Origin of the sequence: Tenacibaculum litoreum (assembly GCF_964513915.1) — a bacterium.
In the GTDB taxonomy this organism is placed as follows: Bacteria; Bacteroidota; Bacteroidia; order Flavobacteriales; family Flavobacteriaceae; genus Polaribacter; species Polaribacter litoreum.
In genome coordinates this window covers 873,680-900,552 of the sequence record NZ_CAZEQS010000004.1, presented here as the reverse complement: position 1 = coordinate 900,552, position 26,873 = coordinate 873,680, and the positions used below count along the sequence as shown (strand labels likewise).

The following is a 26,873-nucleotide window of genomic DNA, read 5'->3' as shown; positions in this document are numbered from 1 at the left end:
GTGATAATTATCTCTAGTTAAAATATTTCTAATTATACTTTACTTTACGTATTACGCGCATTGCTTCTTTGTATTTAATATAGGTGGTTTTATCGTCTAAGTTTTTGATATAATTTTTTGCTTTTTTAAGTTGTAAAGGAGCACTTTCAAAACCGTTTAAATAACAGATTAAGTAGGAGGTAGGCAATCGATAAACATCTTCATGTTCAGTAACCGAGAGTGGCTTTTTTTTTACAATTTTTGCAACAATAGTGTTATTGTTTTTATAAATGAGCTGTAAAATATCGTTGTGATATTGAGGAGCCTCAAAAAGAAACTCAGTAACGATGTCATGCTTTCCGTTATCTTTAAAATTGATAATGGTTTTTTCTAAAGGGTATCTTTTTTCAGTCTTATCAATTCCTAAAACAATGTATTCAGTAATAATAAAAGACTGTTTGTTGTAACTAATTTGTACATCATCTAGCGAAGAAAAAAACAAACGTACTTGCTCGTTTATCAACTCAATATCAACACGAGTAAAAAATTCCTCATTATTTATAATTTTCTTTTTTCCCGCCCAACAAAGCACAAACTGTTCGTTAAATACTTTGTATTGCGGATTGTATTCTGGTTTGTGTCTGTCAATAAAGTCGAAAACACCATCAAGTGTAAGTTGAATATTGTTGCTTGCGTTTTTTTCAATAGCTTCAACAATAGCTTTGTTGTTATTTTTTAGAATAAAACTTTCTTCAGCAGGCATAGAATTACTACCTCTGCGATAAAAAATAGTTCCTTTACGATACTTCCAAGCATTTTTGGCTAAAGAGGTAATTAGTTTGGTAGGATAAATAGTTACCAATCCAATTACTTTATGACGCTGTAAACGTGGAAAAGGAACATTTTCATATTCTATTTTTGGAGGATTATTTAGGTAAGCATTTATTAAATTTTGAATTTTACTATCATCGTAAAAATCTACACCAATAATTTTATTTTCTTCATCTTCAATACCAATAACAATGTAAGAATTGTTGTTAGGGTTTGAATTAGAAAGGGCACAAACGTGTTTTATAAACTTAGCTTTCCCTTCTTTAGAACCTAGAGATAACTTTTGCTTTTTATCATAAAAACTATTTTCGTCACTATGAGACAGCAAGTTTTTAATTAAAAGACGTTTGTTAATCACAACTTAAGCGTTTTTGTTCACAATAGTTGCACTAGCTTGCGCTGTTGGGTATACAATTAAATCTTCAATATTTACATGGTACGGACGAGTAACTACAAAGTGAATAATATCTGCTATATCTTCAGGTTGTAGTGCTTTGTATCCTTGATACACGGTTTTAGCTCTTTCAGAATCCCCTTTAAAACGAACATCAGAAAATTCTGTTTCTACCAATCCTGGGTGAATGGCACTTACCCGAATGTTGTGTTGATTCAAATCAATACGCATTCCCTTATTTAAGGCATTTACAGCGAACTTTGATGCACAATACACATTTCCGTTAGGGTACACATCTTTTCCTGCAATAGAACCAATATTTACGATAAACCCGTTGTTACGTTCTACCATTTGAGGGATGATAGCTTTTGAAACATATAATAGCCCTTTAACGTTTCCATCTATCATAGCATCCCAATCATCAATATTTCCATTTTGAATGCTGTCTAACCCATGGGCATTTCCAGCGTTGTTAATAAGAATATCGATGTGTTTAAACTCACTAGGTAAGCAGTTGATTGCATTTTGTACTTCTTCGTTATAACGAACATCAAACTGAAGTATATGTACTTTGGTAAATTGTGATAGATCTTGTTGTAATTGTTGTAGCTTTTCAATACGTCTACCGCAAAGAATTAAATTGATGTTGTTTTTTGCAAAAAGTTGAGCGGTTGCCTTACCAATACCTGAGGTTGCTCCAGTAATTAAAGCAGTTTGTTGCATGGTTTTTTGTTTTGTATAAAGGTAAACTTTTTTATGTTAAGCTACTATTATAAAATGAAAAACCGCCCCTTGCGGAGCGGTTCCTTTTAGTTGGCTACTACACCAACCAAAAATCAACTAACCAAACTTTATTTTTATTTCCTTTTCGGAACTGTTTCTCTTTCTATTTTAGTACGCTTTCTACCACTATTTCTTACAGCTGGTTTAGCAGTACTTGTTTTTTCTCCTTTTAGGTATTGTATAAATCCTCTTCCAGAAAAAACATATGTTGTTTGAGAACTTACATGATATAACTGTATCGTTTCGTCATTTATAACGGTTAAGTCAAACTCTTCAGTATCCCCGTTATCATAATTAAGTGTTAAATATTTTAAATTTTCTTCACCCTGAACATTACGAACCAAATAGCTACCTTCAAAATCCCAATTTATGTAATCAATATTTGTGCCAAAAGGGTCATGAGATGAGTTGAAAGTTACGTTATTTTCTGGTGTAAATCTAAGATAATGCTCTTCATCAAATGGATTTGCTACCCCACCAGATTCATCAGTTCTTTCCCAAGCTTTAAACTCTTGTAAAAAATACTCAATATTTTCATAGAACAACATGTCATAATCAAAAGTGTTTACTTGATAACCTACTAAATAATAACTGACATTTTGCGATAAATCATCAATTCTAATTTCGTTACTAGAAAGTTGTACCACATCAAATTCAAAATATCCATCTATATCGTGACGAGTTTCTAAAATTGTTCCGTATGTACCATAGTTACCTACAGCTATACCTAAACCATTTCCAGTTTTACCAATATCAACAATATTATTATTTGCATACATGGTTCCATTTAAAAAAGAAATGGTAAAAGCTCTTGATAAAAAAGGAACTTCGCCACTACCAGTAGTTCTGTGATAATCTACATACCATAAATCATAACTTGAAATATATTCGTTTAATGAAAAACCATCATCTACAATTTCATTTCTTACAACACACGACGTAAGTGTTACACCACTAATAAGTAGTAATAAAAGTAATTTTATACGTTTCATAAGCATTCGTTTTATGGTTATGTTTATAGGTTTTCAAATTACGTGCCAAAAATAAAAAACACCTCAAAAAAGAGGTGTTTCAAACTATTTTATGTTAAGGTTTTTATTGCATAAAGACCTTATCTTTTTTTATAATGTTTTCTACTTTCACGTAGTGTGTTTTTTCTCCTATAACATAAGAAACCATTGCCTCATTTTCTTTTAGTTCAAAAGGAAACTCTTCTGTTGGAGTATTTGGGGTATTTCCAAATTCTTGTTTTGGATCTGCATGTAAAATAAGATCTTTTCGGTCATTAGATGAGGTTTTATAACGTGCAGCAATGTATCGTTTATCATTATGTTGCTCAACAACAGCTTTGGTAATCCTGTTTTGAAAATATACTTTTTGAAAATCAACAGGCTCTTTAGCAGTAAAATTGATAATTAAATTAGTAGAGTTATAACTACCTTTTACACCTCCTGTAACATGAGAATAACTTGCCGATTCTATTTTGAAAGGATGATTGTTTTCCATTTTTACACTTGCGCATTTCGTAAAGCTTAGAGCTAAAATTAAGATTCCAATTAATTTCATAGAGTTGTTTTTTAATGTTTAAATTTAGACATTCAAGGAGTGTGCCAAGTCACAAATATAATCAGATTTATATGAAGTTGAATTTCAGTTACTGGGAATTAAAAGAGTGGTTTACAAATGTTGATTTTACTGTAGTAGGAAGTGGAATTGTGGGGTTAAATTGTGCATTGCAACTAAGAGAAAAATATCCCAAGGCAAAAATTCTAGTTTTAGAAAAAGGAGTGTTACCACAAGGAGCCAGTACTAAAAATGCAGGTTTTGCTTGTTTTGGAAGTTTATCAGAACTAATAGATGATTTAAAAACACATACTGAAGAAGAGGTTTTTAATTTAGTAAAAAAACGTTGGGAAGGATTACAGCTTTTAAGGACTACATTAGGTGATAATAATATCGATTTTCAACAAAACAAAGGATATGAACTGTTTTTAACAACCGAATTGTATGAATCATGTTTAGGTGAAAAGGAGGTTATAAACAAGCTTTTAAAACCGTTATTTTCTTCAAGTATTTTTACTGTAGAATCTAATAAGTTTAATTTTCAAAACATTCATGAAAACTATATTACCAATAATTTTGAAGGTCAGATAGATACTGGTAAAATGGCTGCAAAGTTGTTAGAAAAAGTATCGTCTTCAGGAATAAAAATTATCAATAATATTCAGGTTAAAAAATTTATTGAAAATAATGAGCAGGTAGTAGTTGAAACAAATCAAACTACATTTAATACTAAAAAATTATTTATTGCTACTAACGGATTTGCAAATCAGTTATTAAACGAAAATGTACAACCAGCTAGGGCACAAGTATTAATTACGAAACCAATTAAAAATTTGCATATTAAAGGAACCTTTCACCTAGATAAAGGGTATTATTATTTTAGAAATATTGATAATAGAATTTTGTTTGGAGGAGGAAGAAATTTAGATTTTAAAGGTGAAGAAACAGCTGAATTTGGACAAACATTGCTTATTCAAAACAAATTAGAAGAGATTTTAAAAACAACAATTTTACCGAATTCTAAAATAGAAATAGAACATTGTTGGAGCGGAATTATGGGTGTTGGAAATCAGAAAAAAACGATTGTAAAACAGCTTTCAAATAATGTTTTTTATGGTGTACGATTAGGAGGAATGGGAGTTGCTATAGGAAGTTTGGTAGGGAAAGAGTTAGCCCAACTTATGAAGTAATATTGTTTAGAAAGGTAAGAAATGAACATTAAAGAAGAACTATACAAACAATGTGAATTGTATGTAAATAAACGTTTACAAACTGTAGAAGAAACGATTTCTTCTCATCAAAAAGCATTGCAATCTGAAACAAAAAGTTCTGCAGGAGATAAGCATGAAACGGGAAGAGCAATGTTACAGTTAGAAATGGAAAAAGCTAGCCAGCAACTTAATGGGATTGCTCAAATGAAAGAAACATTAGCTAAAATTAATACGGATGCAACTTCAAAAATTGCTCATTTAGGCAGTGTGGTTATGACTACCTCAACCATAAATTATTTTATTAGTGTGAGTGTAGGGTTGTTAACTTTTGAAAATAAAAAATATTTTGCAATATCTCCATCTTCACCTATTGGAAAGTTAATTTTAGGGAAAAAAGAAGGAGAATCTTTTGAGTTTAACGGAGTAAAAAACACCATTAAAGAAATTTTTTAGAAAAAAAGGTAGGGTAAAATAAAAGTTACTTGTTTTACATGCAGGAAAGGTTGTTATAACCAGAACAGAAAAAGAAGCTATAATACACTTTTATCTTTTGGTGTTTAGACGGTAAGGGTGTATTTTTTTTAGAAAATAATTTATTTTAAGATAGTTGAGTAATAATTATTGAGATAGTTATTATTGGTTTAAACAGTCTCTTTTAAGTTAAAAGAGACTGTTTTTTTATGTTCAATACTTTCAAAGTGATTTATAAAAATTGATTGGTTATTATAAGTAACTTCTATTAGCCAATAACCTCCTTTAAAATAAGATTTAAGTACAGTTCCTTCTAGTTTTGATGCTTCTTTGGTGATTTCAAGTAAATTAGGATATAGTAGTAATGTTTGTTTGTTTATAGTGAGTTCATTTACATCATCAAATAAAGAAGCGACATACTTTTCTTTTGGGTTTTTATATAGGTTAGATGGACTGTTATAAGCAATTATTTGATGGTCACGAATTACCATCATGGTATCAGCAAAAGAAAGTGCGTCATTTCCGTCGTGTGTAGCAACAATACAAGCAATGCTTTTCTTTTTTAAATAAGCAAACAATCGTCTTCTTAATGAGTTCTTTTTAAAGTTATCTATTTGACTAAAAGGCTCATCTAACAATAATAATTCAGGTTCTTTAGCTAATGCTCTAGCAATAGCTACTCTTTGTTGCTGCCCGCCACTTAAATTTTTAACTTTTTCGTTAGCTAGCTCAGTCATTTCAATAACATCAAGAAGTTCTTGCGTTCTTTCTTCAGCTTCTTTAGGATAAAAACGCGACAAGAATTTTTTAATATTTTCACTTACTGAGGTAAAAGGCATTAAGTCAAAATCTTGCGCTACATATTTAAAAAACTCCATTCCAGGAACTAAGTGATGTTCGGGGCCTAAAATTTGAATATCATTCCAAAATAAATCTCCTTTATCAACATCTAGTAAACCATATACAATTTTTAAAAGTGTAGATTTTCCACAACCACTTTCACCCATTACACATAAGTGCTCGCCTTTTTGAAGTGTAAAATGGATGTTTTCTAAGGTTTTTTCTTTAGATGGATAAGTGAATGAAATATTGTTTACTTGTAGCATATCTGCAAAAGTAACTCTTTAAAGAGAAACAAAAAACCGATACAAGAGAGTATCGGTTTTGTTTTAAGCGCTTCTTTCTACGTAGCGTATAATACTTTTTGCTATATCTTTTCCTGTAGCTTTTTCTATGCCTTCTAAACCAGGAGAAGAATTAACTTCTAAAATCAATGGACCTCTATCAGACTGTAACATATCTACACCAGCAATACCTAACTTCATTGCTTTTACAGCTTTTAAAGCAGCATTTTCTTCTTCATCAGTTAATTCTATAATTTCTGAAGTTCCTCCTCTGTGTAGGTTAGATCTAAATTCACCTTCTTTCCCTTGACGCTTCATAGCTCCAACAACAACACCATCTACTACAAAAGCACGAATATCAGCTCCTTTAGCTTCTTTAATATATTCTTGAACAATTACACGAGCCTGCAAACCGTTAAAAGCTTCTATAACAGATTCTGCAGCTTTACGGGTTTCGGCTAAAACAACACCAAGACCTTGTGTTCCTTCTAAAAGTTTAACAATCAAAGGAGCACCACCTACTTTTTTTATAATTTCTGAAGTGTCTTTTGAATAATTAGTGAAAACTGTTTTTGGAAGTCCTAAATTTGCTCTCGAAAGTACTTGTAAACTACTTAATTTGTCTCTAGAGCGTACCAAAGCTTGAGATTCTACAGCAGAAAATACTTTCATCATTTCGAATTGACGCACAACTGCGGTACCATAAAAAGTAACTGAAGCGCCAATACGAGGTATAATAGCATCAACATCGGTTACAAGCTCATGATTGTATACTATTGCAGGCTTTCTTTTTTCGATAATAAGGTCACATTTGGTATGATCTAATACGACCATTTCATGACCTCTTTTTTCGCCTGCTTCTACTAAGCGTTTGGTTGAATATAATTTAGGGTTTCTAGAAAGAACAACAATTTTCATTTTTTATATTTCTTTTGATGTGATGTTTTTTTGTGAAACATCTACAATAAATTTTTTGTTTAAAAATTTTCTACCAATTAATACTGGATAATTCATTTTACCTCTATCTGATAGTGATAGCTTTATTTTATATTTTTTACCATAAAAAATAGCGGATGTAGAAACAACATATCTCTTTTGCTTCTTTCCGTTTGAACTTCTTATGCTTTTTACTTTATACTTTGTTGTTTGGAGCAATTTATTATTATATTTTTCTGTTTTTGGACATAGTAATATAAACTCTAATACACCATCTTTTTCTTCAATATGTTTGCAATGTATTGCAGAAGTATAGGCACCTGTATCAATTTTTACAGGTAAATCTTCTATTTCCCAGTTTAAAAAGGATATTTTTTCAATCCTTCCAATTAGTTTCATTCTTTTAAAATTAAGGAGGGCGAATTACTTACTATTTTTTGAAATATACAATACTTGTTATTAATTTTTGAAAATAAAAAACCAGTGCTTACACACTGGTTTAAAGGTACTTATTTTTTAGTTGATTTTACCAAATTCTTACACGATCTTCTGGTTTTAAGTACATTTTGTCTCCTTCTTTAACATCAAATGCTTCATAGAAAGCATCAACGTTTTTAAGAGGCATATAAGCTCTGTACATTCCTGGAGCGTGAGTATCAGTCATGATACGGTTTTTTAATGCTTCATCTCGCATTTTAGTTCTCCAAATGGTTCCCCAAGAAAGGAAGAAACGTTGTTCAGGTGTAAATCCGTCAATTTTTTCTGGACGACCATTCTTTTCTAAGAAAATTTGTAACCCTTCATAAGCAGCTTGTACACCACCTAAATCACCAATATTTTCACCTAAAGTAAACTCACCATTTAAGTTCATACTATCAATAGCAACAATATCACTAAACTGCTTTATTAATTTGCTTCCTGCTTCTTTGAACTTTTCAGAATCTTCTTCTGTCCACCAGTTTTTTAAGTTTCCATCACCATCAAAACGAGCTCCAGAGTCATCGAAACTATGTGAAATTTCATGACCAATAACAGCCCCAATTCCTCCATAATTTACAGCTTCATCAGCTTTATAGTTATAGAAAGGAGGTTGTAAAATAGCTGCTGGGAATACGATTTCGTTGTTTACAGGGTTAAAGTAAGCATTTACAGTTTGAGGAGACATTCCCCACTCAGTTCTATCTACTTCTTTACCTAATTTAGCCATATCTTTTTCAAAGTTCCACTTACGAACATTAACAGCATTGTCAAAATATGTACCACCTTGATCCAATCCTTTAACAAGTAAAGTTGAGTAATCTTTCCATTTATCAGGATATGCAATCTTAACAGTTAATTTGTGTAATTTCTCTAAAGCTTTTTCTTTAGTTTCAGCACTCATCCAAGGTAATTGCGCAATACGTTTTTCAAAACCTAACATTACGTTATCAATCATCTCTTTAGCTTTTTGCTTCGCTTCAGGTGGAAATTTTTCATCCACATATAACTTACCTAAAGCTTCACCAATAGCACCATTTAAGTTAGCTAAAGCACGCTCGTCTCTTGGACGTTGTTGTTTCGCTCCACGCATTTCTTTGCTATAAAACTCCCAATTAGCTTTTTCTAAATCAGTAGATAATAAACCTAATGAGTTGTTAATAGCATTCCAACGTAATGATAATTTAACAGTTTCAATAGGACTATTTTTAAGTACTTCATTCATTGCTTTGAAGTAACCTGGATCTGTAACAATAATCTTTTCAAGACCTTTAGCACCATCTAATCCTTCAAGATCAACACCAATTCCTTTTAAATGAGCTTCCCAATCAATTACAGGAGCTAATTCAGTTAATTCAGCAAGGGTCATTGGGTTGTATATTTTACGAGTATCTCTACGTTCTTCTTTTGTCATTCTAGGTTCAGCCAAACTCTTTTCAAAAGCAACAATAGTTGCTGCATTCTTTTTAGCTGTAGCCTCGTCATCACCAAACTCTTGTAACATTTTAGCTACAAACACCTCATATTTTTCAAGTTTGTCTTTTACCTTTTCATCTACGTAGTAATCTCTTGATAAACCAAGTCCACCAGCTCCCATGTAACCAGCATTCATACTACTATTTTTAAGGTCGTTAAATACACCAAAACCATAAAAACCAGCACCTCCATAAGGAGCCATGTTGGTAATGAAAGTTTGTACGTCGTTTAAGTCCTTAATTTCTTCAATTTTTTGAAGGAAAGGTTGTACTGGTTCTTTACCAGCTTTATTTCTAGCTACGGTATCCATGATGGTTTCGTAGTAGTTTACAGCTTTTTCTTGATCAGAATCTATTTCGTTTCCTTCAGCATCTTTTATTTTAGGAAAGTTACCTTCTTCAATAGCCTTGTTTAAGATTGCTAACACATCTTTGGTAGTAGTTTTTCTTAATTGATTGAATCCTCCCCAAGAAGTTTCATCAGCAGGAATTTCAGTGTTATCAATCCAAGAACCGTTAACATATCTAAAGAAATCATCGGTAGGTTTAACCGAAGTATCCATGTTTTCTAAAACAATTGCCTGTACTTTTTCTTCAGGCTTTTTGTCTGTTTTACATGCAATAACTCCTAAAGAAGCAACGGCAGTAGTAAACAGCATTTTGTGAATGGTTTTCATTTTTAATGTTTTTTGAATGAATCTTAATTTTAACAAACTACCTCGAGGATTTTGCCTCGAGGTAGTAAATTTACTCTAATAAGAGTCTGTTTTTATAAAAATGTTACAATTTTTAACTCTTTATTTTAGATTTTTGAGCATTAGGTAATGCTTCAAAGCCCATATTAAATAAAGTGAATCCAAAAATATCGGCATATTGCTCAATAGTTTTTGCTACAGGAGTTCCTGCTCCGTGACCAGCATTGGTTTCAATTCTAATTAATACAGGGTTATCTCCTTGTTGTTTATCTTGTAATTCAGCAGCAAACTTAAAACTATGAGCAGGCACTACACGATCGTCATGATCTCCTGTTGTTACCATAGTTGCAGGGTACTGAGTACCTTCTTTTACATTGTGTACTGGTGAATATCCTTTTAAGTATTCAAACATTTCTTTACTTTGCTCAGAAGTTCCGTAGTCATAAGCCCAACCAGCTCCAGCGGTAAATGTGTGATAACGTAACATATCTAATACTCCTACTGCAGGTAAAGCTACCTTCATTAAATCAGGACGTTGCGTCATCGTAGCTCCTACTAATAAACCTCCGTTTGATCCTCCTCTAATAGCTAAATAATCAGATGAAGTATAATTTTCTTTAATTAGGTATTCAGCAGCAGTAATAAAATCGTCAAAAACATTTTGTTTTTTTAACTGTGTACCTGCATTGTGCCATTTTTTACCATATTCACCACCACCACGTAAGTTTGGTACAGCGTATACACCACCTTGTTCCATCCAAACTGCATTGGCAATACTAAAACTTGGAGTTAAGCTTACATTGAATCCTCCATAACCATATAAAATAGTTGGATTTTTACCGTTTAACTCTAATCCTTTTTTATAGGTAATAATCATAGGAACTTTAGTTCCGTCTTTCGAAGTATAAAATACTTGTTTACTTTCATAGTCATCTGCGTTGAATGAAATAGCAGGTTTCCAGTATAATTCATAGGCTCCATCTTCTGGGTTGAACTTATATGAAGAACTTGGAGTATTGTAGTTGGTAAAAGAGAAGTATAATTCTTTAGCATCTGTTTTTCCTCCAAAACCTCCAGCGGTTCCTACACCTGGTAGTTTTACTTCGCGGATTAATTTCCCGTCAAAATCATATTGTAATACTTTTGAAACAGCATCTACCATATATTTTGCAAAGAAATACCCAGCTCCAGTAGACGGAGATAATACATTTTCAGTTTCAGGAATAAAATCTACCCAATTTTCTGGTGTTGGATTTGCAGCGTCTACAGTAACAATTTTCTTGTTAGGAGCGTTTAAGTTGGTTACTAAATATAACTTACTCCCTTTACTATCAATTACACCCGTATCGCTATCAAAATTGTTAATAATAGGAGTTAACTTACTGTTAGGGTCTGTTAAATCCTTAATAAATAATTTGTTTCCTGAAGTTGAGGTTGAAGCAGAAACTAATAAGTATTTGTTGTCTTCTGTTAAATATCCACCCACATAACGATGTTTTTCTTCTGGAGTAGCTCCAAAAATAACTTCATCAGAGCTTTGAGGAGTTCCTAACTTGTGGAAGTATAATTTGTGTTGATCTGTTTTAGCAGATAATTCACTTCCTTTAGGTTTGTCATAACTAGAATAGTAAAAACCTTCGTTTCCTTTCCAAGCTATTCCAGAGAATTTTACATCTACTAAAGTATCTTCTTTTATTTCTTTAGTTTCAGCATCCATTATAATAACCTTTCTCCAATCACTTCCTCCTTCAGAAATTGCATAGGCTACAGTTTTTCCGTCTTTGGTAAAACTTACCGAACCTAACGATGTTGTTCCATCTTCAGCAAATGTATTAGGGTCTAAGAAAATTTCTTCTTTACCTTCTTTATTTTTTCTATACAAAACGTATTGGTTCTGTAATCCATTGTTTTTATAAAAATAGGTGTAGTCACCTTCTTTAAATGGAGTTCCTACTTTTTCGTAGTTCCACAATTCTGATAAACGGTCTTTTAACTGTTCACGATATGGAATTTTGTCTAAGTAATCGAAAGTGACTTCGTTTTCAGCTTTTACCCAAGCTTCAGTTTCAGTACTTCTATCATCTTCTAGCCAACGATAGTTATCAGTTACTTTAGTACCAAAATATTCATCTACAACAGGTTTTTTAGTTGTTTCTGGATAGTTCACACTAATATTTTTTTTAGATTGCTTTTCTTCTTTACAAGAAACTAAAATTGTTCCTGCACAAATAATGGGAAGAAGGATTTTTCTCATGATTAAAAAATTGGTTAATTGGACCAAATTTAGAAGAAAAACGCTCATAGTCATTTATTTTAAGATGACTTTAACAAAAATACCCTTGTAAATCTATTGAAATAAAAACGACTACCTTTACATAATTATAATATAATAAGCATGACTGAAAATTTAAACAAAGAAGCTTTTTTAAAAAAGGTTTTTAACTATGAAGAAAATAAAGAATGGAAGTTTGAAGGAGAATTACCTACAATAATTGATTTTTATGCTGATTGGTGTGGACCATGTAAAGCATTGGCTCCTGTTTTGGAAGAATTAAGTGCAGAGTATGAAGGAAAAATTAATATTTATAAAATAGATACAGAAGCTGAGCAAGAGTTATCTGCAGCTTTTGGAATAAGAAGTATTCCTTCTATGTTATTTTGTCCTGCTAAAGATGAACCTCAAATGGCTCATGGAGCATTACCAAAAAAACAAATTGAACAAATAATTGAAGATGTTTTAAAGGTTACAAAATAACCTAAAAAAAAGAAGAATATAAAGGTTTAAAAAGTGATACATTTTGTGTCACTTTTTTTATGTTGAAACACAAAATAAGAAACTCAGTGAGTATCACTTATCAAGCGTTTTTTTTATTTTTAAAGTATTGATTTTTAAGTTTTTGTAAAAACTTAAAAATGTTGTAAATTGAAGAATAAAAAGTGATTTGTTAAAAACTTCAAGGGATTTGTGAATAAGTATAGCTTTCAGAATTTAGCAATTTTTCCAATCTTTGTTTCTATACTCAGGGAATAAAAAATAACACACTAAAAAGAGCTTAAAAAGCATGGCATCGATTGAACCAATTTTACAAGAAAATAAAGACAGATTTGTAATTTTTCCAATTCAACATAATGACTTATGGGAATGGTACAAAAAGCAACAAGCCTGTTTTTGGACAGCTGAAGAAATTGATTTACATTCAGACTTAACAGATTGGAATTCTAAGTTAACAGACGATGAGCGTTACTTTATTAAGCATGTTTTAGCTTTTTTTGCAGCATCTGATGGAATTGTAAATGAAAACTTAGCAGAAAACTTTGTAAACGAAGTTCAATACTCAGAAGCAAAATTCTTTTATGGTTTCCAAATAATGATGGAGAATATTCATTCTGAAACGTATTCATTATTAATTGATACGTATATTAAGGATGAAGAAGAGAAAGATAGACTATTCAAGGCAATAGAAGTTTTTCCTGCCATAAAAAAGAAAGCAGATTGGGCATTAAAATGGATTGAATCTGATTCATTTGCTGAGCGTTTAATTGCTTTTGCTGCAGTTGAAGGAATTTTCTTTTCAGGATCTTTTTGTTCAATTTTCTGGTTAAAAAAACGTGGATTACTACCTGGATTAACATTCTCAAACGAGTTAATTTCTCGTGATGAGGGTATGCACTGTGATTTTGCTGTACACTTACACAACAATCACTTAGTAAATAAAGTGCCAAAAGAAAGAATTAGAGATATCATAATTTCAGCTTTAAATATTGAAAGAGAGTTTATAACGGAGTCTTTACCTGTAAGTTTAATAGGTATGAATGCAACGTTAATGACTCAGTATTTAGAGTACGTTACCGATAGGCTACTTTTAGAATTCGGATGCGAAAAAGAATATGAGTCTACTAATCCATTTGATTTCATGGAAATGATTTCATTGGAAGGGAAAACTAACTTTTTTGAAAAGAGAGTATCAGAGTACCAAAAAGCCGGAGTAAAATCTGGAGGTACAGGAAGCATCAGCTTTGATGCAGATTTTTAGGAACCAATAAGCTGCTATTTCCCCTACATGCAGTATTTACTCTGCTATAGTACTTTTTACAGTGCTTTGGCGTTATAATCGTTTCAAACGAAACAAACTAGTATTAACATTTTACATGTTGTCATAAACAACTATGTTTTGGCGACGCTATTAACCAACAAAAACCAATATCAATATGTATGTAGTAAAAAGAGACGGCAGAAAAGAGCCTGTGATGTTCGATAAAATCACAGCAAGGGTTAGAAAAATGTGTTATGGATTAAACAATATTGTTGATCCAGTAAAAGTAGCAATGCGTGTTATTGAAGGACTATATGATGGGGTAACTACTTCTGAATTAGATAATTTAGCTGCGGAAATTGCTGCGACAATGACAACTGCTCATCCTGATTATGCGAAATTAGCAGCGAGAATTGCCGTATCTAACTTACATAAGAATACCAAAAAATCGTTTTCGGAAACAATGACCGATTTGTACGAATACATTAATCCACGTACAGGAAATAAAGCTCCTTTACTAGCAGATGATGTATATAAAATCATCATGGATAATGCTGATAAATTAGATTCAACAATTATCTATAGTCGTGATTTTAACTACGATTATTTTGGTTTTAAAACATTAGAACGTTCTTATTTATTAAAATTAAACGGAAACATTGTTGAACGTCCGCAACAAATGTTAATGCGTGTTGCTATAGGTATCCACAAAGAAGATATTGACGAGGCAATTGCTACATACGAATTGATGAGTAAAAAATATTTTACCCATGCAACACCAACGTTATTTAACTCAGGTACGCCAAAACCACAAATGTCATCTTGTTTCTTACTACAAATGCAAGATGATAGTATTGATGGAATTTACGATACCTTAAAACAGACAGCTAAAATTTCACAATCCGCAGGAGGTATAGGTTTATCTATTCATAATATCCGTGCTACAGGAAGTTATATTGCTGGTACTAACGGAACATCAAATGGAGTTGTACCTATGTTACGTGTATTTAACGATACAGCACGTTATGTAGATCAAGGAGGGGGAAAACGTAAAGGTTCTTTTGCAATGTATTTAGAGCCTTGGCATGCAGATATTTTTGACTTTTTAGATTTGAAGAAAAACCACGGTAAAGAAGAAATGCGTGCGCGTGACTTATTCTATGCAATGTGGATTTCAGATTTATTTATGAAGCGTGTACAAGAAGATGCTGATTGGACGTTAATGTGTCCACACGAGTGTCCTCATTTATACGATACCTATGGCGAAGAGTTTGAGCGTTTATATACAAGTTATGAAGCTGCTGGAAAAGGAAGAAAAACTATCAGAGCACGTGATTTATGGGAGAAAATCTTAGAGTCACAAATAGAAACAGGTACTCCGTACATGTTGTATAAAGATGCAGCAAACCGTAAGTCAAATCAAAAGAATTTAGGAACGATTCGTTCTTCAAATTTATGTACTGAGATTATGGAGTATACTGCAGAAGATGAAGTGGCAGTATGTAACTTAGCATCGATAGCAATACCAATGTTTGTTGCTGAAGATGAAAACGGAAATAAGTTCTTCGATCATCAAAAGTTATTTAAAGTAACTAAAAAAGTAATCCGTAATTTAGATACAGTAATTGATCGTAACTATTATCCTGTAAAAGAAGCAGAAAACTCTAATTTCCGTCATCGTCCAGTAGGATTAGGAATTCAAGGGTTGGCAGATGCTTTCATCATGTTACGTTTACCATTTACTTCAGAAGAAGCGAAGAAGCTTAACCAAGAAATTTTTGAGACTTTATATTTTGCAGCTGTAACCTCATCAATGGAAGTTGCTAAGGCAAAAGGAGCCTACTCTACTTTTAAAGGTTCACCAATGTCAGAAGGAGAATTCCAACATAATATGTGGGGAATTAATGATGATGAATTAAGTGGTCGTTGGGATTGGGCTAAGTTACGTAAAGAAGTAAAAAAACACGGAGTTCGTAACTCGCTATTAGTAGCACCAATGCCTACAGCATCTACTTCTCAAATTTTAGGAAATAACGAAGCGTTTGAACCATACACTTCTAATATTTACACACGTAGAGTATTATCAGGAGAGTTTATTGTAGTAAATAAACACCTATTAGAAGATTTAGTAGAATTAGGTTTATGGGATAACAATATGAAAGAGGATATTATGCGTGCAAACGGATCTATTCAACATATTGACATAATTCCTCAAGAACTAAAAGATTTATACAAAACAGTTTGGGAAATGAGTATGAAAGATATTATTGATATGGCGCGCCATAGAGGATATTTTATCGATCAATCTCAATCGTTAAACTTATTTATGAAAGACCCTGATTATGCGAAGTTAACATCAATGCACTTCTACGCTTGGAAATCTGGATTAAAGACAGGAATGTACTATTTACGTACAAAGTCTGCTGTAAACGCGAAGCAGTTTACGTTAAATATAGAAAAGAAAGAAGAAGACAAACCAATGAGTCCTGAAGAGTTTAAAGCTATGGTTGAAGCTTCTAAAAATGCAGAAGGTCCAGACGATTGTTTAATGTGTGGGTCTTAAAAATATCATTACAAACAAAATAAGTTAGTTTTGTTAACAATGAAAATTACTAATTAAATTAAAAGTGATAAAGAGAGGTCGATAGGCTTCTCTTTTTTATTATTTTCGAAAAAATTTTACTCTAATGATGAACTGGGAACAACTCCTATCTCTAAAACGTTTTGGCGATACCCAAAAACGTGAACGTGCACAACAAGATGAAACACGTTTAGGTTTTGAGGTAGATTTTGATAGAATTATATTTTCATCGGCTTTTCGTAGCCTACAAGATAAAACACAGGTAATCCCATTATCAAAAACCGATTTCGTTCACACACGTTTAACGCATAGTTTAGAGGTTTCTGTTGTAGGAAGAACTTTAGGACGTAGAGTAGGAAAGGAGCTGTTAGAGCGCCATCCAAATTTAAAAGAGTTAGGATACACCTTTAACGATTTTGGAGCGATTGTAGCTGCGGCTTCGGTAATGCACGATATTGGGAATCCGCCATTCGGACATTCAGGAGAGAAGGCTATTGGAGAATATTTTAAAACAGGAAAAGGACTTCAGTATAAAGACCAATTAACCGACTTAGAATATCAAGATTTAATAGATTTTGAAGGAAATGCTAATGGGTTTAAAATTCTTACAGAAAATAGAGAAGGAATTCAAGGAGGTTTACGTTTGTCGTATGCAACTCTAGGAGCTTTTTTAAAGTATCCTAAAGAGAGTTTACCAAAGAAACCGACTAAGCATATAGTAGATAAGAAATATGGCTTTTTTCAGTCAGAAAAGGATGCTTTTTTAGATGTAGCACAAGACTTAGGATTATTAAAAAAGGAGTCTGAAGGAGTTTCTTACTACCGACATCCATTAGCTTACTTAGTAGAAGCGGCAGACGATATTTGTTATACAATTATCGATTTTGAAGATGGAATCAATCTAGGTTTAATTGAAGAAGATTATGCCTTAGAATACATGATTAAGTTGGTAAAAGATACGATTGATAGTAAAAAATATCATTCATTACAGCATACTAAAGATCGTGTAAGTTATTTAAGAGCTTTAGCCATTGGAGTATTAATTAATGAAGCAGTAGCCATCTTTTTAGATAATGAAGAAGCTATTTTAAATGGAACGTTCGATAAAGGATTATTAGATAAATGTAAATACGAAGCTCAGATTAATGATATTATTAAAATAAGCGTCGATAAAATTTACAGAAGTAAAGAGGTTATTGAAAAAGAAGTTGCAGGGTATAAAATCATCGCAGACCTTTTAGATGTTTTTGTAACTGCTTCAAACAATAAGTTTGATAATAAACAATCTAATTATGATAAGTTGGTGCTGAATCTAATTCCACAAGAATACCAACAGGATAAAGCGAGTTTATATGATAGAATTATGCAAATTTCTAGCTATGTTGCAGGTTTATCAGATGGATATGCTATTCGTTTACACAGAAAAATAATGGGGAATATTAGTTAGAAAGTGTTAAATAGTTAGTTTTTTTGTTTAAAAAAGAGGTGTTTGATGTATTATTGCCAAAATAATTAGGGTAAAATAGAAATTATCTGTTATAATATTCATCAACTACTTTATTATGAATAAAAAAATACTTTTTTTTAGCTTTTTAATTTTAGCTATATGTAGTGTTGTTCTTAAAGTTTCAGTTAATAACGAAACAGAGATTGACAAACTAAGAAAACAGCATGCAAAAATTTTACAAGAACATCCTTTTCAAAAAACGGGAAACCTACCTAAGAAAAAAAGAAAAGCACAAGGGCTACCCCCTAATGCTTATTTTGAACAGAAATATTTGAGTGAAATTAACCCTAGTACAGGGAGAACACATAAAGAAAATGTTTACAGACTTCAAGAGGAATTAAATAAACGAAGAATTGGACGAAAAGTACCTGGTGATACTGATAATGCTTGGGTAGAAAGAGGACCCGATAATGTTGGAGGAAGAACACGAGCACTTTTATTCGATCCAAACGATGCTACTAATGAAACTGTTTTTGCAGGAGGTGTTAGTGGTGGTTTATGGAAAAATACAAACATATCAAATTCAGCTTCTAAGTGGGTTCGTGTGGGAATACCTGAGAACTTGGCAGTGTCATGTATAGCTGTAGATCCAAATGATTCAAAAATCTTTTATGTAGGAACTGGAGAATCTTATGTAAATGGAGATGTAAACGGAGATGGTTTATGGAAATCTACTGATGGAGGAAACTCTTGGTCAAAAGTGTTAGGAGGAGTTACAGGTGAAAGTTTTTTAGATACAAACTCTAAACTAACAATTAATTCACCTGCCGAAATAGGAGGAGATTATATCTCAGTATTAACAACTGCTTTTGGAGGTGATATTACAACACCTATTACAAAAGATTTAGTTTTAGTTATAGATGCTACAGTTCCAACAGAAGATGGTTGCGATGCTATTACAAACGCAGCTGAGTTAAATGGAAAAATAGCCGTTATTAGAAGAGGAACTTGTAATTTTTCAGTAAAAGCCAAGAATGCTCAAGATGCAGGTGCGGTAGCTGTAATTGTAATCAATAATGAAAATACACCTCCTTTTAACATGGCTGCAGGTGATGGGGCAGAATCAGTAACTATTCCAGCTGTAATGATAAACCAAGAAATAGGGAATGCTATAATAACGAAGTTATCTACGGGTTCTGTAAATGGAACGTTAACAAAATTAAAAGAGGATGCGACAAATTCGACTACTGTTCCAGGAATACAGCACATAAACGATATCGTAGTAAGAAATAATGCTGGAGTTTCAGAAGTTTACGTTGCGGCAGGAGAAGCAGGATATACAGGGGGTATTTCATTAGGAGGAGATAGCATTGGTGTTTATAAATCAACTAATGGTACGGATTTTACCAAAATAAACCTTCCAAAGACATCAGGAGGAAACCCTTATGAACCAAATAACTTAGAAATTGCCTCTGATAACTCTATCTACTTAAGTACCACAAGAAGCTTTACTTTCAGAGATGGAGGGGGAGCTATTTTAAAATCGACTGATGGAGAGAATTTTAACTTAGTTCATTCCATTGAAAATGGACTTAGAACTGAAATTGCAATATCACCTTCCAATGCAGGAACGGTATATGTGTTAGCAGAAGTTAATGATTCTGAAGCACCAGTAAAAATTTTAAAAACGAAAGATAGCTTTACTACAGTTAATGAAACATCATTACCAAATGATGCGGATACTGATATAGAAGCGAATGATTTTACTAGAGGACAAGCTTTTTATGACTTGTTAATAAAGGTAGATCCAAATGATGAAAATACACTATATGTTGGAGGGATAGATTTATTTAAGTCAATAGATGGAGGAGAAACATGGGGACAATTATCTCATTGGTATGGAGGTTTTGGAAAACAGTATGTTCACGCAGATCATCATGGGTTAGCATTTGCTTCTTCTAACAGAATGGTCTTTGGAAATGATGGAGGAGTTTACTTCTCTGATAATTCAGGAATCACAATAGGAGAAAGGAATAAGAACTATAATACTGTTCAGTTTTACACTGTAGGTGTTGCTCCAACAACAGCTTTTGGAGGTGCAGAGTATTTTTTAGCTGGTGCACAAGACAATGGAACTAGATTAATCAAAGAAGCCACTGAAGGAATAAATAGTGCTGTAAGAGTTTTTGGAGGAGATGGAGCAGCAAGTTTTTTTGATACAGATGGAACAGATAAATATTATATTGTTAACTATGTTTATAATCAAGCTATTGAATTAAAAAACTTAGCAAATAATCAGGTAATTACTATTAATGAAGAAGATACATCTAATGGTGATTTTATAAATCAAGAAGAATTAGATTCAAATCTTAATATTTTATATTCAAACTACTCTTCTTCAACAACTCCTGTAATTAGAAGGTATTCTAATATATTAAACGAAGCATCTCTAGAAAAGAGCTTGTTGATTAATTCATTAATGAATGCAAGACCATCAGCATTGAGAGTTTCACCTTATACGACTACTTCAAGTAAACTATTTGTAGGATTAAAAAATGGAAGGTTACTTAAAGTAGAGAATGCTGATTCAGGTTCAGGGACATGGTTTAATATTACAGGAAACGATTTTATAGGTTCAATATCTGATATCGAGTTTGGTGAAACTGAAAACCAAATTTTTGTTACTATGCACAATTATGGGGTAAAAAATATTTGGTACTCAAATGATGGGGGAAGTAATTGGGTAAGCAAAGAAGGGGATTTACCAGATATTCCTGTAAAAGCAATATTACAAAACCCACTAAGTCCTAACGAAGTTATTATAGGAACAGATTTAGGTGTTTGGAAAACGAAAAACTTTAATGATGTTTCTCCTAACTGGGCCCAGTCATACAATGGGATGAGTAATGTTCCTGTTCTAGATTTAGATTTAAGGGATGATAATGTAGTTTTTGCTGCTACATATGGTAGAGGTATTTTCTCAGGTAAATTTATTTTAGATCCTAATGGAGATGCTGATAATGACGGTGTTTTAAATGGAGTAGATAATTGTCCAAACACGGCAAACGCAGATCAAGCAGATACTGATAATAATGGAATAGGAGATGTTTGTCAAGATACGGATGGTGACGGTATTTTAGATATTAACGATAATTGTCCAACAAAAGCAAATCCAGATCAAGCAGATGCTGATAATAATGGGATAGGAGATGCTTGTCAAGATACCGATGGAGATGGTATAATGGATGATGTAGACAATTGTTTAACTACAGCAAATGCCGACCAAGCAGATGGTAATGAAGACGGAGTAGGTGATATTTGTGATACTAGTTACAAGAATACTGATAATATTTCTATCAAAACTACATCAGAAACTTGTGCAGATGAAAACGATGGAAAAATCACCGTGAGCGTTAAACAAACCTTTGTAAGTTATACCATTACAGTAAAAGGAACCTCAACAGATGTCTCTGAACAATTAACAACAAAGTCAAAAACAATTTCAAATCTAGTACCGGGTGCATATGAAGTGTGTGTTAAGGTTAATGATAGAGATGATTATGTGCAATGTTTCGAAGTTCAAATAAAAGAAACAAGCCCAGTTTCATTAAAAGTTGCTAAAAATAACGCATCGAAAGGATACACAATAAATGTTACATCGGGTACAGCTCCTTACAATGTATATTTAAACGGAAACTTAATTAATACATTTAATAACTCAACGTTTGATATTAATGTTCAAGGAAGTGGTATTTTAGAAGTTAAAACAGCTAAAGAATGTGAAGGAAGATTTAAAACAGTTATCGACAATATATTCCTTAAGAAAAATCCAGTTTCAGAATCTATTGACTTACTAGTTCCTAATGATACAGCATCAACTATTGAGGTTATGGTTTATGATGTTACAGGAAAAATTGTATTAAAAGACAAGATTAACAAACAGGGTAATGAGTTATCTATTCCTTTCGATAAATTTAAATCAGGAATTTATATTTTAAAATTAGGAACAGATGAAGCAAACACATTTAAAATATTAAAATAATGAAAAGAGTACTTAAAGCACTAGGATTATTTTCAGCAACATTATTTTTATTCAGTTGTGGTGGAGGAAGTAAAGAGCCTGTAAATGAAGCACCAACCAAAGTAACCCTAACATATCCCACACAAAACTTACTGTGTATTGATAATAGCATTCCTTTCGATTGGAGTGATGCTACAGATCCAAATAATGACAACATTAGTTATAAAATTGAGATAGCTACTAATAGAGAATTAACAAATATTATTAAAACTCAAACTGCAGTTGCGTCGAACATAACTATTGCTTTAGATAAAGGAGTGGCTCATTATTGGAGGGTGATAGCAGTTGATAATAAAGGGAAAGAAGGAGAACCATCGGAGGTATTTGCTTTTTACACTAAAGGTGAAGGAGAAACAAATACTGCACCATTTACAGCTGAATTAGTAAAACCAGAGGATGAAGGAACGATATCTGGAACTACCATAACTCTTGAATGGAAAGGGGCTGATTCAAATACTGGAGATACATTAACCTATGATGTATATTTTGGAGAAGATGCAGACCCAACAACAATAAAAGAAGAAAACTTAAGTGCTACTAGTTTAGAAGTTGATGTTGAAAGTGGTAAAACATACTATTGGAAAATAAATACTAAAGATAACTCTGGAGCGAAGTCGATAGGACAAGTTTGGAGTTTTACTATAAACTAAAAAGAGTTTTTAATTAAAAAAAAGCGATGCTATTTAGCATCGCTTTTTAGTTTTTATGAAATTATTTTTTTAAGTGTTTTTCAGCTACTTTTTCAAGCTCATCATACCAGTTTTGTCCAAATTTTCTAATTAAAGCTTGTTTTACAAATTTGTATACAGGAACACTTAATTCCTTGCCTAAAGAACATGCATCATCGCAAATTTCCCATTTGTGGTAGTTTACGGCAGCAAATTCACTATAATCTTTTACACGAACAGGATATAAATGACAAGAAACAGGTTTTTTCCAATCTACAATACCTTGGTTATAAGCTTCTTCAATGGCACATAAGGCTGTGCCCTTATCATCAAAAATAACATAAGCACAATCGGCATCATTAATTAGAGGAGTTTCTAATTCACCAAAATCACTAGTAACCCAAGTACCTTGTTTTTCAATTGCCTCAATACCTTCTTTTCGTAAAAATGGTTTAATTTTAGGATAAATTTCCTCTAAAATTGTTGTTTCCTCTTTTTCAAGGGGTGCACCTGCATCACCATCAATACAACAAGCTCCCTTACATGCAGATAAGTTACAGACAAACTCTTTTTCTATAAGGTCTTCTGAAACTATGGTTTTTCCTAATTGAAACATAAAATGTTTTTAAAATTGGAAGTTTATATTAACTTCCCGTAAATTTAAATGCAAAAATACTAGATTGTAACATTACTTATATAATTTTGCACGCGAAAATATATCAACTATGGACTTTAACTTCAAAGAAATCTTCACAGCCTTTATGGTGCTGTTTGCGGTAATTGATATTGTTGGAAACATTCCTATCATTATTGATTTACGTAAAAAAGTAGGACACATTCAATCAGAAAAAGCTTCTGTAATAGCAGGATTTATTATGATTCTGTTTTTGTTTTTAGGACAGAGACTATTAAATTTAATAGGTATAGATGTACACTCATTTGCTGTAGCAGGCGCTTTTATCTTGTTTTTCCTAGCATTAGAAATGATATTAGGAATCACTCTTTATAAAGAAGATGATGAGGAAGCATTAAGTGCAACTGTTTTTCCTTTAGCTTTCCCATTAATAGCAGGTCCTGGTAGCTTAACAACACTACTATCATTACGTGCTGAATTTAACCTTGAAAATATTATTGTAGCCGTTTTATTAAATGTAATTGTAATTTATATTGTGTTAAAAACGTCTAGTAAGATTGAAAAAGTAATTGGACCAAACGGAATAAAAATTATAAGAAAAATATTTGGTGTAATCTTGTTAGCTATTGCAGTTAAACTATTTGCAGCTAATTTTAAAATGTTAGTAGCTTAATATGGTTTTTGATGTACTTATTGTTGGAGGAGGGGTATCAGGTATGCAATGTGCCTTAGTTTTAGGTTCTGCACTTACTAAAGAGTATGCAAAAGGCAAAAAAATTGGAATTATAATGCATCAGCGTTCTTCTCACTTACAAGATGCTCTCTTTAATAATGTTCTAGGTTTAGCTCCAGAAACTTTAGGAAAAGATATTCTTGAAAGTGGTAGAAATCAGTTAAAAAAGTTATATCCGGAAGTATCTCAAATTGAGAATGAAAAAGTAATGGCTGTTCTTGAAGAAGATGAAAAATACAAAGTCATTACAAATAAAAAGGAATACTACAGTAAAAATGTTGTAATAGCACTTAATTACTCTAAACCTTTTGATATAGCTGGTTTAGAACAATATGTAGAAAGACATACACGTGCAAATGCTATGAAAGATAGAATTCAGTTACGTAATTTCAACCATTTAATAAAAGAAGGACTATATGTTTGTGGAACCTTAGCAGGTTGGAGAAGTCAGTTTGCAATTGCAGCAGGAAGTGGAGCAAGTGTAGCAACAGATATTTTAACTGTATGGAATGAAAATGTGCCAACAAAAGTGCATGATAAACATATAAAAGACTAATTATTTAAGATAGAATCATGAAGAAAATAATAGGAGTAATAACAATTTTAATATTGTTTATTAATTGTGGAGGAAGTGATAGTGATGTTGTACCAACAGAAGATAAAGTAATAGCTGTTGACGATTCCTTTGAAGCTGAAGAAAATAAAGAGACCGTATTGCCTAGTTTTTTAGCGAATGATACTTATACTTCGGGAAATGTAAAAGTAACGTTTGAGACTAGCTCTGCAAGAAATGGAGCTATAGTTAGGAGTAATAACACCTTTATATATACTCCAGCACAAGATTTTGTAGGTACAGATTCTTTTAAGTATACCATTTGCAGTACAATTACACCAAGTAATTGTGCTACTGCAACGGTAATAATTAATGTAAACGCTTCTGCCAATGGAAATTCAGGAAGTTTTAATATCCCTTCTGAATTATCAGAATATTATAAGGATATAGACTTCACTTTAACAGGAAGTTCTTTAAAAGATGTTTTAGCTACTGAAATTATAGATAGTCATACCACCTTTTTAGACTATACACCAGATATTTGGAATGTATTAAAACAATCAGATTTAGACCCTACAGATAATACTAAGGTGGTTTTAATTTATGGTTATGATGATACAGACGGAAATTACGTAACAGATAGAACTCGTGATAAAGATGCTAACGGAGGTACACAAGGAACTGATTGGAATAGAGAGCATGTATACCCAAGATCTTTAGGGAACCCAAATTTAGGAGACACAGGTCCGGGTGCAGATGCACATCATTTAAGACCTTCTGATATAAAGTTTAATTCAGATCGTGGAAATAAGTTATTTGCTGCTGGTTCAGGCAATGCAGGAGAAGTTTCTGGAAACTGGTACCCTGGTGATGAATGGAAAGGTGATGTAGCCCGTATGATGATGTATATGTACTTACGTTATGGTAGTCAATGTTTACCAAAAAATGTTGCTGTAGGTTCTGTTGTAGCGTCAGATAGTAATATGGTTAGTTTATTACTGGAATGGAATGCTGAAGACCCAGTGTCTGATTTAGAAAAGCAACGTAATAATGTTGTTGCCAATGAACAAGGAAATAGAAACCCGTTTATTGATAACCCATATTTAGCTACTGTAATTTGGAGTGGTAGTGAAGCTGAAAATACTTGGAAATAAAGTGTGAGTAAATAAAAAAGCAAAAGCCTGAGTTTTTAACTCAGGCTTTTTTTATCTCTAATCGGAGATATGATTGATTTGTTAATAGATAGTCCCCCACAGATTATCGTATTGTAATCATTGGCGACAAATGTATATACTTTTTATACCTCTAAATTAAAAAAAGGTATGAGTGTGTAAATATTAAGTATAAAAGGAAGCATAAAAAAACCGAAGCAATTGCTTCGGTTTTTTCTATATAAGTAAGGTCGTATTCTATCCTTTAAAACTCGCCTTTAAGAACTCTGAATTCATACGAGCAATGTTTTCTAAAGAAATTCCTTTCGGACATTCAATTTCACAAGCTCCAGTATTTGTACAGTTACCAAAACCTTCTAAATCCATTTGTGCTACCATGTTTTTAACACGTTCGGTAGCTTCTACTTGTCCTTGTGGTAATAAAGCGTATTGAGATACTTTAGCTCCTACAAATAACATTGCAGATGAGTTTTTACAAGTAGCAACACAAGCACCACAACCAATACAAGTGGCAGCATCCATGGCTTTATCAGCATTTTCTTTAGGAACTAAGATAGCGTTAGCATCTGTAGTATTTCCAGAAGTATTTACTGAAATATAACCTCCAGATTGTTGAATTCTTTCAAAAGAACTTCTATCAACAACTAAATCTTTAATTACTGGGAATGCAGCAGCTCTAAATGGCTCAATTGTAATTGTATCACCATCGTTAAACATACGCATGTGTAACTGACAAGTAGTTACACCACGATCTGGCCCGTGTGCTTCACCATTAATAAACATAGAGCACATACCGCAAATTCCTTCGCGACAATCGTGGTCGAATGCTACAGGTTCTTCACCAGTGTTTACTAATTGTTCATTTAATACGTCCATCATTTCTAAGAAAGACATATGCTCAGAAATATCGGTCATCTTATATTCGACCATTTTTCCTTTATCACTTGCGTTTTTTTGACGCCAAATTTTAAGTGTTAAATTCATTCTTTTAGATTTTAGTAATGAGTATTGAGTATTGAGTATTGTATTTC

Annotated in this window: 22 protein-coding genes; 11 read left to right on the top strand and 11 right to left on the bottom strand. The window is 32.4% G+C overall.

Annotated features, from left to right (window positions below; all coding sequences use genetic code 11):
* Positions 1-28 precede the first annotated feature (28 nt).
* The 4 genes from ACKTTR_RS15590 to ACKTTR_RS15575 all read right to left on the bottom strand — a co-directional run bounded on the left by ACKTTR_RS15590 (position 29) and on the right by ACKTTR_RS15575 (position 3,553).
* On the bottom strand, positions 29-1,168 hold the full coding sequence (locus ACKTTR_RS15590; RefSeq protein WP_408028702.1) for an ATP-binding protein: 1,140 nt from the start codon (positions 1,166-1,168) through the stop codon (positions 29-31).
* A 3-nt stretch (positions 1,169-1,171) separates the two neighbouring features.
* Positions 1,172-1,927: an SDR family NAD(P)-dependent oxidoreductase gene (locus ACKTTR_RS15585; protein WP_408028701.1), complete on the bottom strand. Its 756-nt coding sequence runs from the start codon at positions 1,925-1,927 to the stop codon at positions 1,172-1,174.
* Between the two features lie 134 nt (positions 1,928-2,061).
* A complete protein-coding gene (locus ACKTTR_RS15580) occupies positions 2,062-2,979 on the bottom strand; it encodes a hypothetical protein (protein WP_408028700.1) in 918 nt (305 codons plus the stop codon).
* A gap of 103 nt (positions 2,980-3,082) precedes the next feature.
* A complete protein-coding gene (locus ACKTTR_RS15575) occupies positions 3,083-3,553 on the bottom strand; it encodes a hypothetical protein (RefSeq protein ID WP_408028699.1) in 471 nt (156 codons plus the stop codon).
* Positions 3,554-3,630: 77 nt separating this feature from the next.
* Here ACKTTR_RS15575 and ACKTTR_RS15570 point away from each other — a divergent pair, with 77 nt between their 5' ends.
* Both ACKTTR_RS15570 and ACKTTR_RS15565 read left to right on the top strand, forming a co-directional pair.
* A complete protein-coding gene (locus tag ACKTTR_RS15570; RefSeq protein ID WP_408028743.1) occupies positions 3,631-4,740 on the top strand; it encodes an NAD(P)/FAD-dependent oxidoreductase in 1,110 nt (369 codons plus the stop codon).
* 21 nt (positions 4,741-4,761) lie between these two features.
* Positions 4,762-5,214 (top strand): 3-oxoacyl-ACP synthase, encoded by a 453-nt coding sequence (locus tag ACKTTR_RS15565; protein WP_408028698.1) that lies wholly within the window; start codon positions 4,762-4,764, stop codon positions 5,212-5,214.
* A gap of 188 nt (positions 5,215-5,402) precedes the next feature.
* On the opposite strand, the gene ACKTTR_RS15560 is transcribed toward ACKTTR_RS15565, so the two are convergent.
* From ACKTTR_RS15560 to ACKTTR_RS15540, 5 genes are all read right to left on the bottom strand, one after another.
* The gene (locus ACKTTR_RS15560) at positions 5,403-6,338 is read right to left on the bottom strand and encodes an ABC transporter ATP-binding protein (RefSeq protein WP_408028697.1); all 936 of its coding nucleotides are present in this window, start codon (positions 6,336-6,338) and stop codon (positions 5,403-5,405) included.
* A gap of 63 nt (positions 6,339-6,401) precedes the next feature.
* Entirely contained in the window at positions 6,402-7,274 is an 873-nt protein-coding gene (rimK, locus tag ACKTTR_RS15555) for a 30S ribosomal protein S6--L-glutamate ligase (protein WP_125066363.1), read from the bottom strand.
* Positions 7,275-7,277: 3 nt separating this feature from the next.
* Positions 7,278-7,691 carry an ATP-dependent zinc protease family protein gene (locus ACKTTR_RS15550; protein ID WP_408028696.1) on the bottom strand — a complete coding sequence of 138 codons (414 nt, stop codon included), beginning with the start codon at positions 7,689-7,691 and terminating at the stop codon, positions 7,278-7,280.
* Positions 7,692-7,818: 127 nt separating this feature from the next.
* Positions 7,819-9,921 carry a M13 family metallopeptidase gene (locus tag ACKTTR_RS15545; RefSeq protein ID WP_408028695.1) on the bottom strand — a complete coding sequence of 701 codons (2,103 nt, stop codon included), beginning with the start codon at positions 9,919-9,921 and terminating at the stop codon, positions 7,819-7,821.
* Between the two features lie 112 nt (positions 9,922-10,033).
* Positions 10,034-12,193, bottom strand: a complete 2,160-nt coding sequence (locus ACKTTR_RS15540) for a prolyl oligopeptidase family serine peptidase (RefSeq protein ID WP_408028694.1) — start codon at positions 12,191-12,193, stop codon at positions 10,034-10,036.
* Positions 12,194-12,334: 141 nt separating this feature from the next.
* On the opposite strand from ACKTTR_RS15540, the gene trxA reads away from it, so the two are divergent.
* The 6 genes from trxA (at position 12,335) to ACKTTR_RS15510 (ending at position 22,732) form a co-directional block, all read left to right on the top strand.
* Positions 12,335-12,694, top strand: coding sequence for a thioredoxin (trxA, locus tag ACKTTR_RS15535; RefSeq protein ID WP_408028693.1), 360 nt, complete (start codon positions 12,335-12,337; stop codon positions 12,692-12,694).
* A gap of 307 nt (positions 12,695-13,001) precedes the next feature.
* A complete protein-coding gene (locus ACKTTR_RS15530) occupies positions 13,002-13,973 on the top strand; it encodes a ribonucleotide-diphosphate reductase subunit beta (protein WP_408028692.1) in 972 nt (323 codons plus the stop codon).
* A gap of 175 nt (positions 13,974-14,148) precedes the next feature.
* Positions 14,149-16,536 (top strand): ribonucleoside-diphosphate reductase subunit alpha, encoded by a 2,388-nt coding sequence (locus ACKTTR_RS15525; RefSeq protein ID WP_408028691.1) that lies wholly within the window; start codon positions 14,149-14,151, stop codon positions 16,534-16,536.
* A gap of 127 nt (positions 16,537-16,663) precedes the next feature.
* On the top strand, positions 16,664-18,001 hold the full coding sequence (locus tag ACKTTR_RS15520) for a deoxyguanosinetriphosphate triphosphohydrolase (protein WP_408028742.1): 1,338 nt from the start codon (positions 16,664-16,666) through the stop codon (positions 17,999-18,001).
* A 115-nt stretch (positions 18,002-18,116) separates the two neighbouring features.
* Positions 18,117-22,043 carry a thrombospondin type 3 repeat-containing protein gene (locus ACKTTR_RS15515; protein WP_408028690.1) on the top strand — a complete coding sequence of 1,309 codons (3,927 nt, stop codon included), beginning with the start codon at positions 18,117-18,119 and terminating at the stop codon, positions 22,041-22,043.
* Positions 22,043-22,732 carry a fibronectin type III domain-containing protein gene (locus ACKTTR_RS15510; RefSeq protein WP_408028689.1) on the top strand — a complete coding sequence of 230 codons (690 nt, stop codon included), beginning with the start codon at positions 22,043-22,045 and terminating at the stop codon, positions 22,730-22,732. The genes ACKTTR_RS15515 and ACKTTR_RS15510 overlap by 1 nt, the downstream gene beginning before the upstream one ends.
* A 61-nt stretch (positions 22,733-22,793) precedes the next feature.
* Here the strand turns inward: ACKTTR_RS15510 and ACKTTR_RS15505 are convergent, their stop codons facing one another.
* On the bottom strand, positions 22,794-23,366 hold the full coding sequence (locus tag ACKTTR_RS15505) for a DUF3109 family protein (protein ID WP_408028688.1): 573 nt from the start codon (positions 23,364-23,366) through the stop codon (positions 22,794-22,796).
* Positions 23,367-23,475: 109 nt separating this feature from the next.
* Between ACKTTR_RS15505 and ACKTTR_RS15500 the strand changes: the two genes are divergently transcribed.
* Genes ACKTTR_RS15500 through ACKTTR_RS15490 form a run of 3 tightly spaced genes read left to right on the top strand, consistent with a single transcriptional unit; the run spans position 23,476 to position 25,824 of the window.
* On the top strand, positions 23,476-24,057 hold the full coding sequence (locus ACKTTR_RS15500) for a MarC family protein (RefSeq protein ID WP_408028687.1): 582 nt from the start codon (positions 23,476-23,478) through the stop codon (positions 24,055-24,057).
* Between the two features lies 1 nt (position 24,058).
* Positions 24,059-24,673, top strand: coding sequence for an FAD-dependent oxidoreductase (locus tag ACKTTR_RS15495; RefSeq protein WP_408028686.1), 615 nt, complete (start codon positions 24,059-24,061; stop codon positions 24,671-24,673).
* Between the two features lie 17 nt (positions 24,674-24,690).
* Positions 24,691-25,824 carry an endonuclease gene (locus tag ACKTTR_RS15490; protein ID WP_408028685.1) on the top strand — a complete coding sequence of 378 codons (1,134 nt, stop codon included), beginning with the start codon at positions 24,691-24,693 and terminating at the stop codon, positions 25,822-25,824.
* Between the two features lie 255 nt (positions 25,825-26,079).
* On the opposite strand, the gene ACKTTR_RS15485 is transcribed toward ACKTTR_RS15490, so the two are convergent.
* Positions 26,080-26,826 (bottom strand): succinate dehydrogenase/fumarate reductase iron-sulfur subunit, encoded by a 747-nt coding sequence (locus ACKTTR_RS15485; protein ID WP_408028684.1) that lies wholly within the window; start codon positions 26,824-26,826, stop codon positions 26,080-26,082.
* Between the last annotated feature and the right edge of the window lie 47 nt (positions 26,827-26,873).

Excerpts from the sequence above, each read along its gene's own strand:
- ACKTTR_RS15585 (WP_408028701.1), bottom strand. The coding sequence starts at position 1,927 with ATGCAACAAACTGCTTTAATTACTGGAGCAACCTCAGGTATTGGTAAG.
- ACKTTR_RS15580 (WP_408028700.1), bottom strand. The coding sequence starts at position 2,979 with ATGAAACGTATAAAATTACTTTTATTACTACTTATTAGTGGTGTAACA.
- ACKTTR_RS15575 (WP_408028699.1), bottom strand. The coding sequence starts at position 3,553 with ATGAAATTAATTGGAATCTTAATTTTAGCTCTAAGCTTTACGAAATGC.
- ACKTTR_RS15565 (WP_408028698.1), top strand. The coding sequence starts at position 4,762 with ATGAACATTAAAGAAGAACTATACAAACAATGTGAATTGTATGTAAAT.
- ACKTTR_RS15560 (WP_408028697.1), bottom strand. The coding sequence starts at position 6,338 with ATGCTACAAGTAAACAATATTTCATTCACTTATCCATCTAAAGAAAAA.
- rimK (WP_125066363.1), bottom strand. The coding sequence starts at position 7,274 with ATGAAAATTGTTGTTCTTTCTAGAAACCCTAAATTATATTCAACCAAA.
- ACKTTR_RS15550 (WP_408028696.1), bottom strand. The coding sequence starts at position 7,691 with ATGAAACTAATTGGAAGGATTGAAAAAATATCCTTTTTAAACTGGGAA.
- ACKTTR_RS15545 (WP_408028695.1), bottom strand. The coding sequence starts at position 9,921 with ATGAAAACCATTCACAAAATGCTGTTTACTACTGCCGTTGCTTCTTTA.
- ACKTTR_RS15540 (WP_408028694.1), bottom strand. The coding sequence starts at position 12,193 with ATGAGAAAAATCCTTCTTCCCATTATTTGTGCAGGAACAATTTTAGTT.
- trxA (WP_408028693.1), top strand. The coding sequence starts at position 12,335 with ATGACTGAAAATTTAAACAAAGAAGCTTTTTTAAAAAAGGTTTTTAAC.
- ACKTTR_RS15530 (WP_408028692.1), top strand. The coding sequence starts at position 13,002 with ATGGCATCGATTGAACCAATTTTACAAGAAAATAAAGACAGATTTGTA.
- ACKTTR_RS15525 (WP_408028691.1), top strand. The coding sequence starts at position 14,149 with ATGTATGTAGTAAAAAGAGACGGCAGAAAAGAGCCTGTGATGTTCGAT.
- ACKTTR_RS15520 (WP_408028742.1), top strand. The coding sequence starts at position 16,664 with ATGAACTGGGAACAACTCCTATCTCTAAAACGTTTTGGCGATACCCAA.
- ACKTTR_RS15515 (WP_408028690.1), top strand. The coding sequence starts at position 18,117 with ATGAATAAAAAAATACTTTTTTTTAGCTTTTTAATTTTAGCTATATGT.
- ACKTTR_RS15510 (WP_408028689.1), top strand. The coding sequence starts at position 22,043 with ATGAAAAGAGTACTTAAAGCACTAGGATTATTTTCAGCAACATTATTT.
- ACKTTR_RS15505 (WP_408028688.1), bottom strand. The coding sequence starts at position 23,366 with ATGTTTCAATTAGGAAAAACCATAGTTTCAGAAGACCTTATAGAAAAA.
- ACKTTR_RS15500 (WP_408028687.1), top strand. The coding sequence starts at position 23,476 with ATGGACTTTAACTTCAAAGAAATCTTCACAGCCTTTATGGTGCTGTTT.
- ACKTTR_RS15495 (WP_408028686.1), top strand. The coding sequence starts at position 24,059 with ATGGTTTTTGATGTACTTATTGTTGGAGGAGGGGTATCAGGTATGCAA.
- ACKTTR_RS15490 (WP_408028685.1), top strand. The coding sequence starts at position 24,691 with ATGAAGAAAATAATAGGAGTAATAACAATTTTAATATTGTTTATTAAT.
- ACKTTR_RS15485 (WP_408028684.1), bottom strand. The coding sequence starts at position 26,826 with ATGAATTTAACACTTAAAATTTGGCGTCAAAAAAACGCAAGTGATAAA.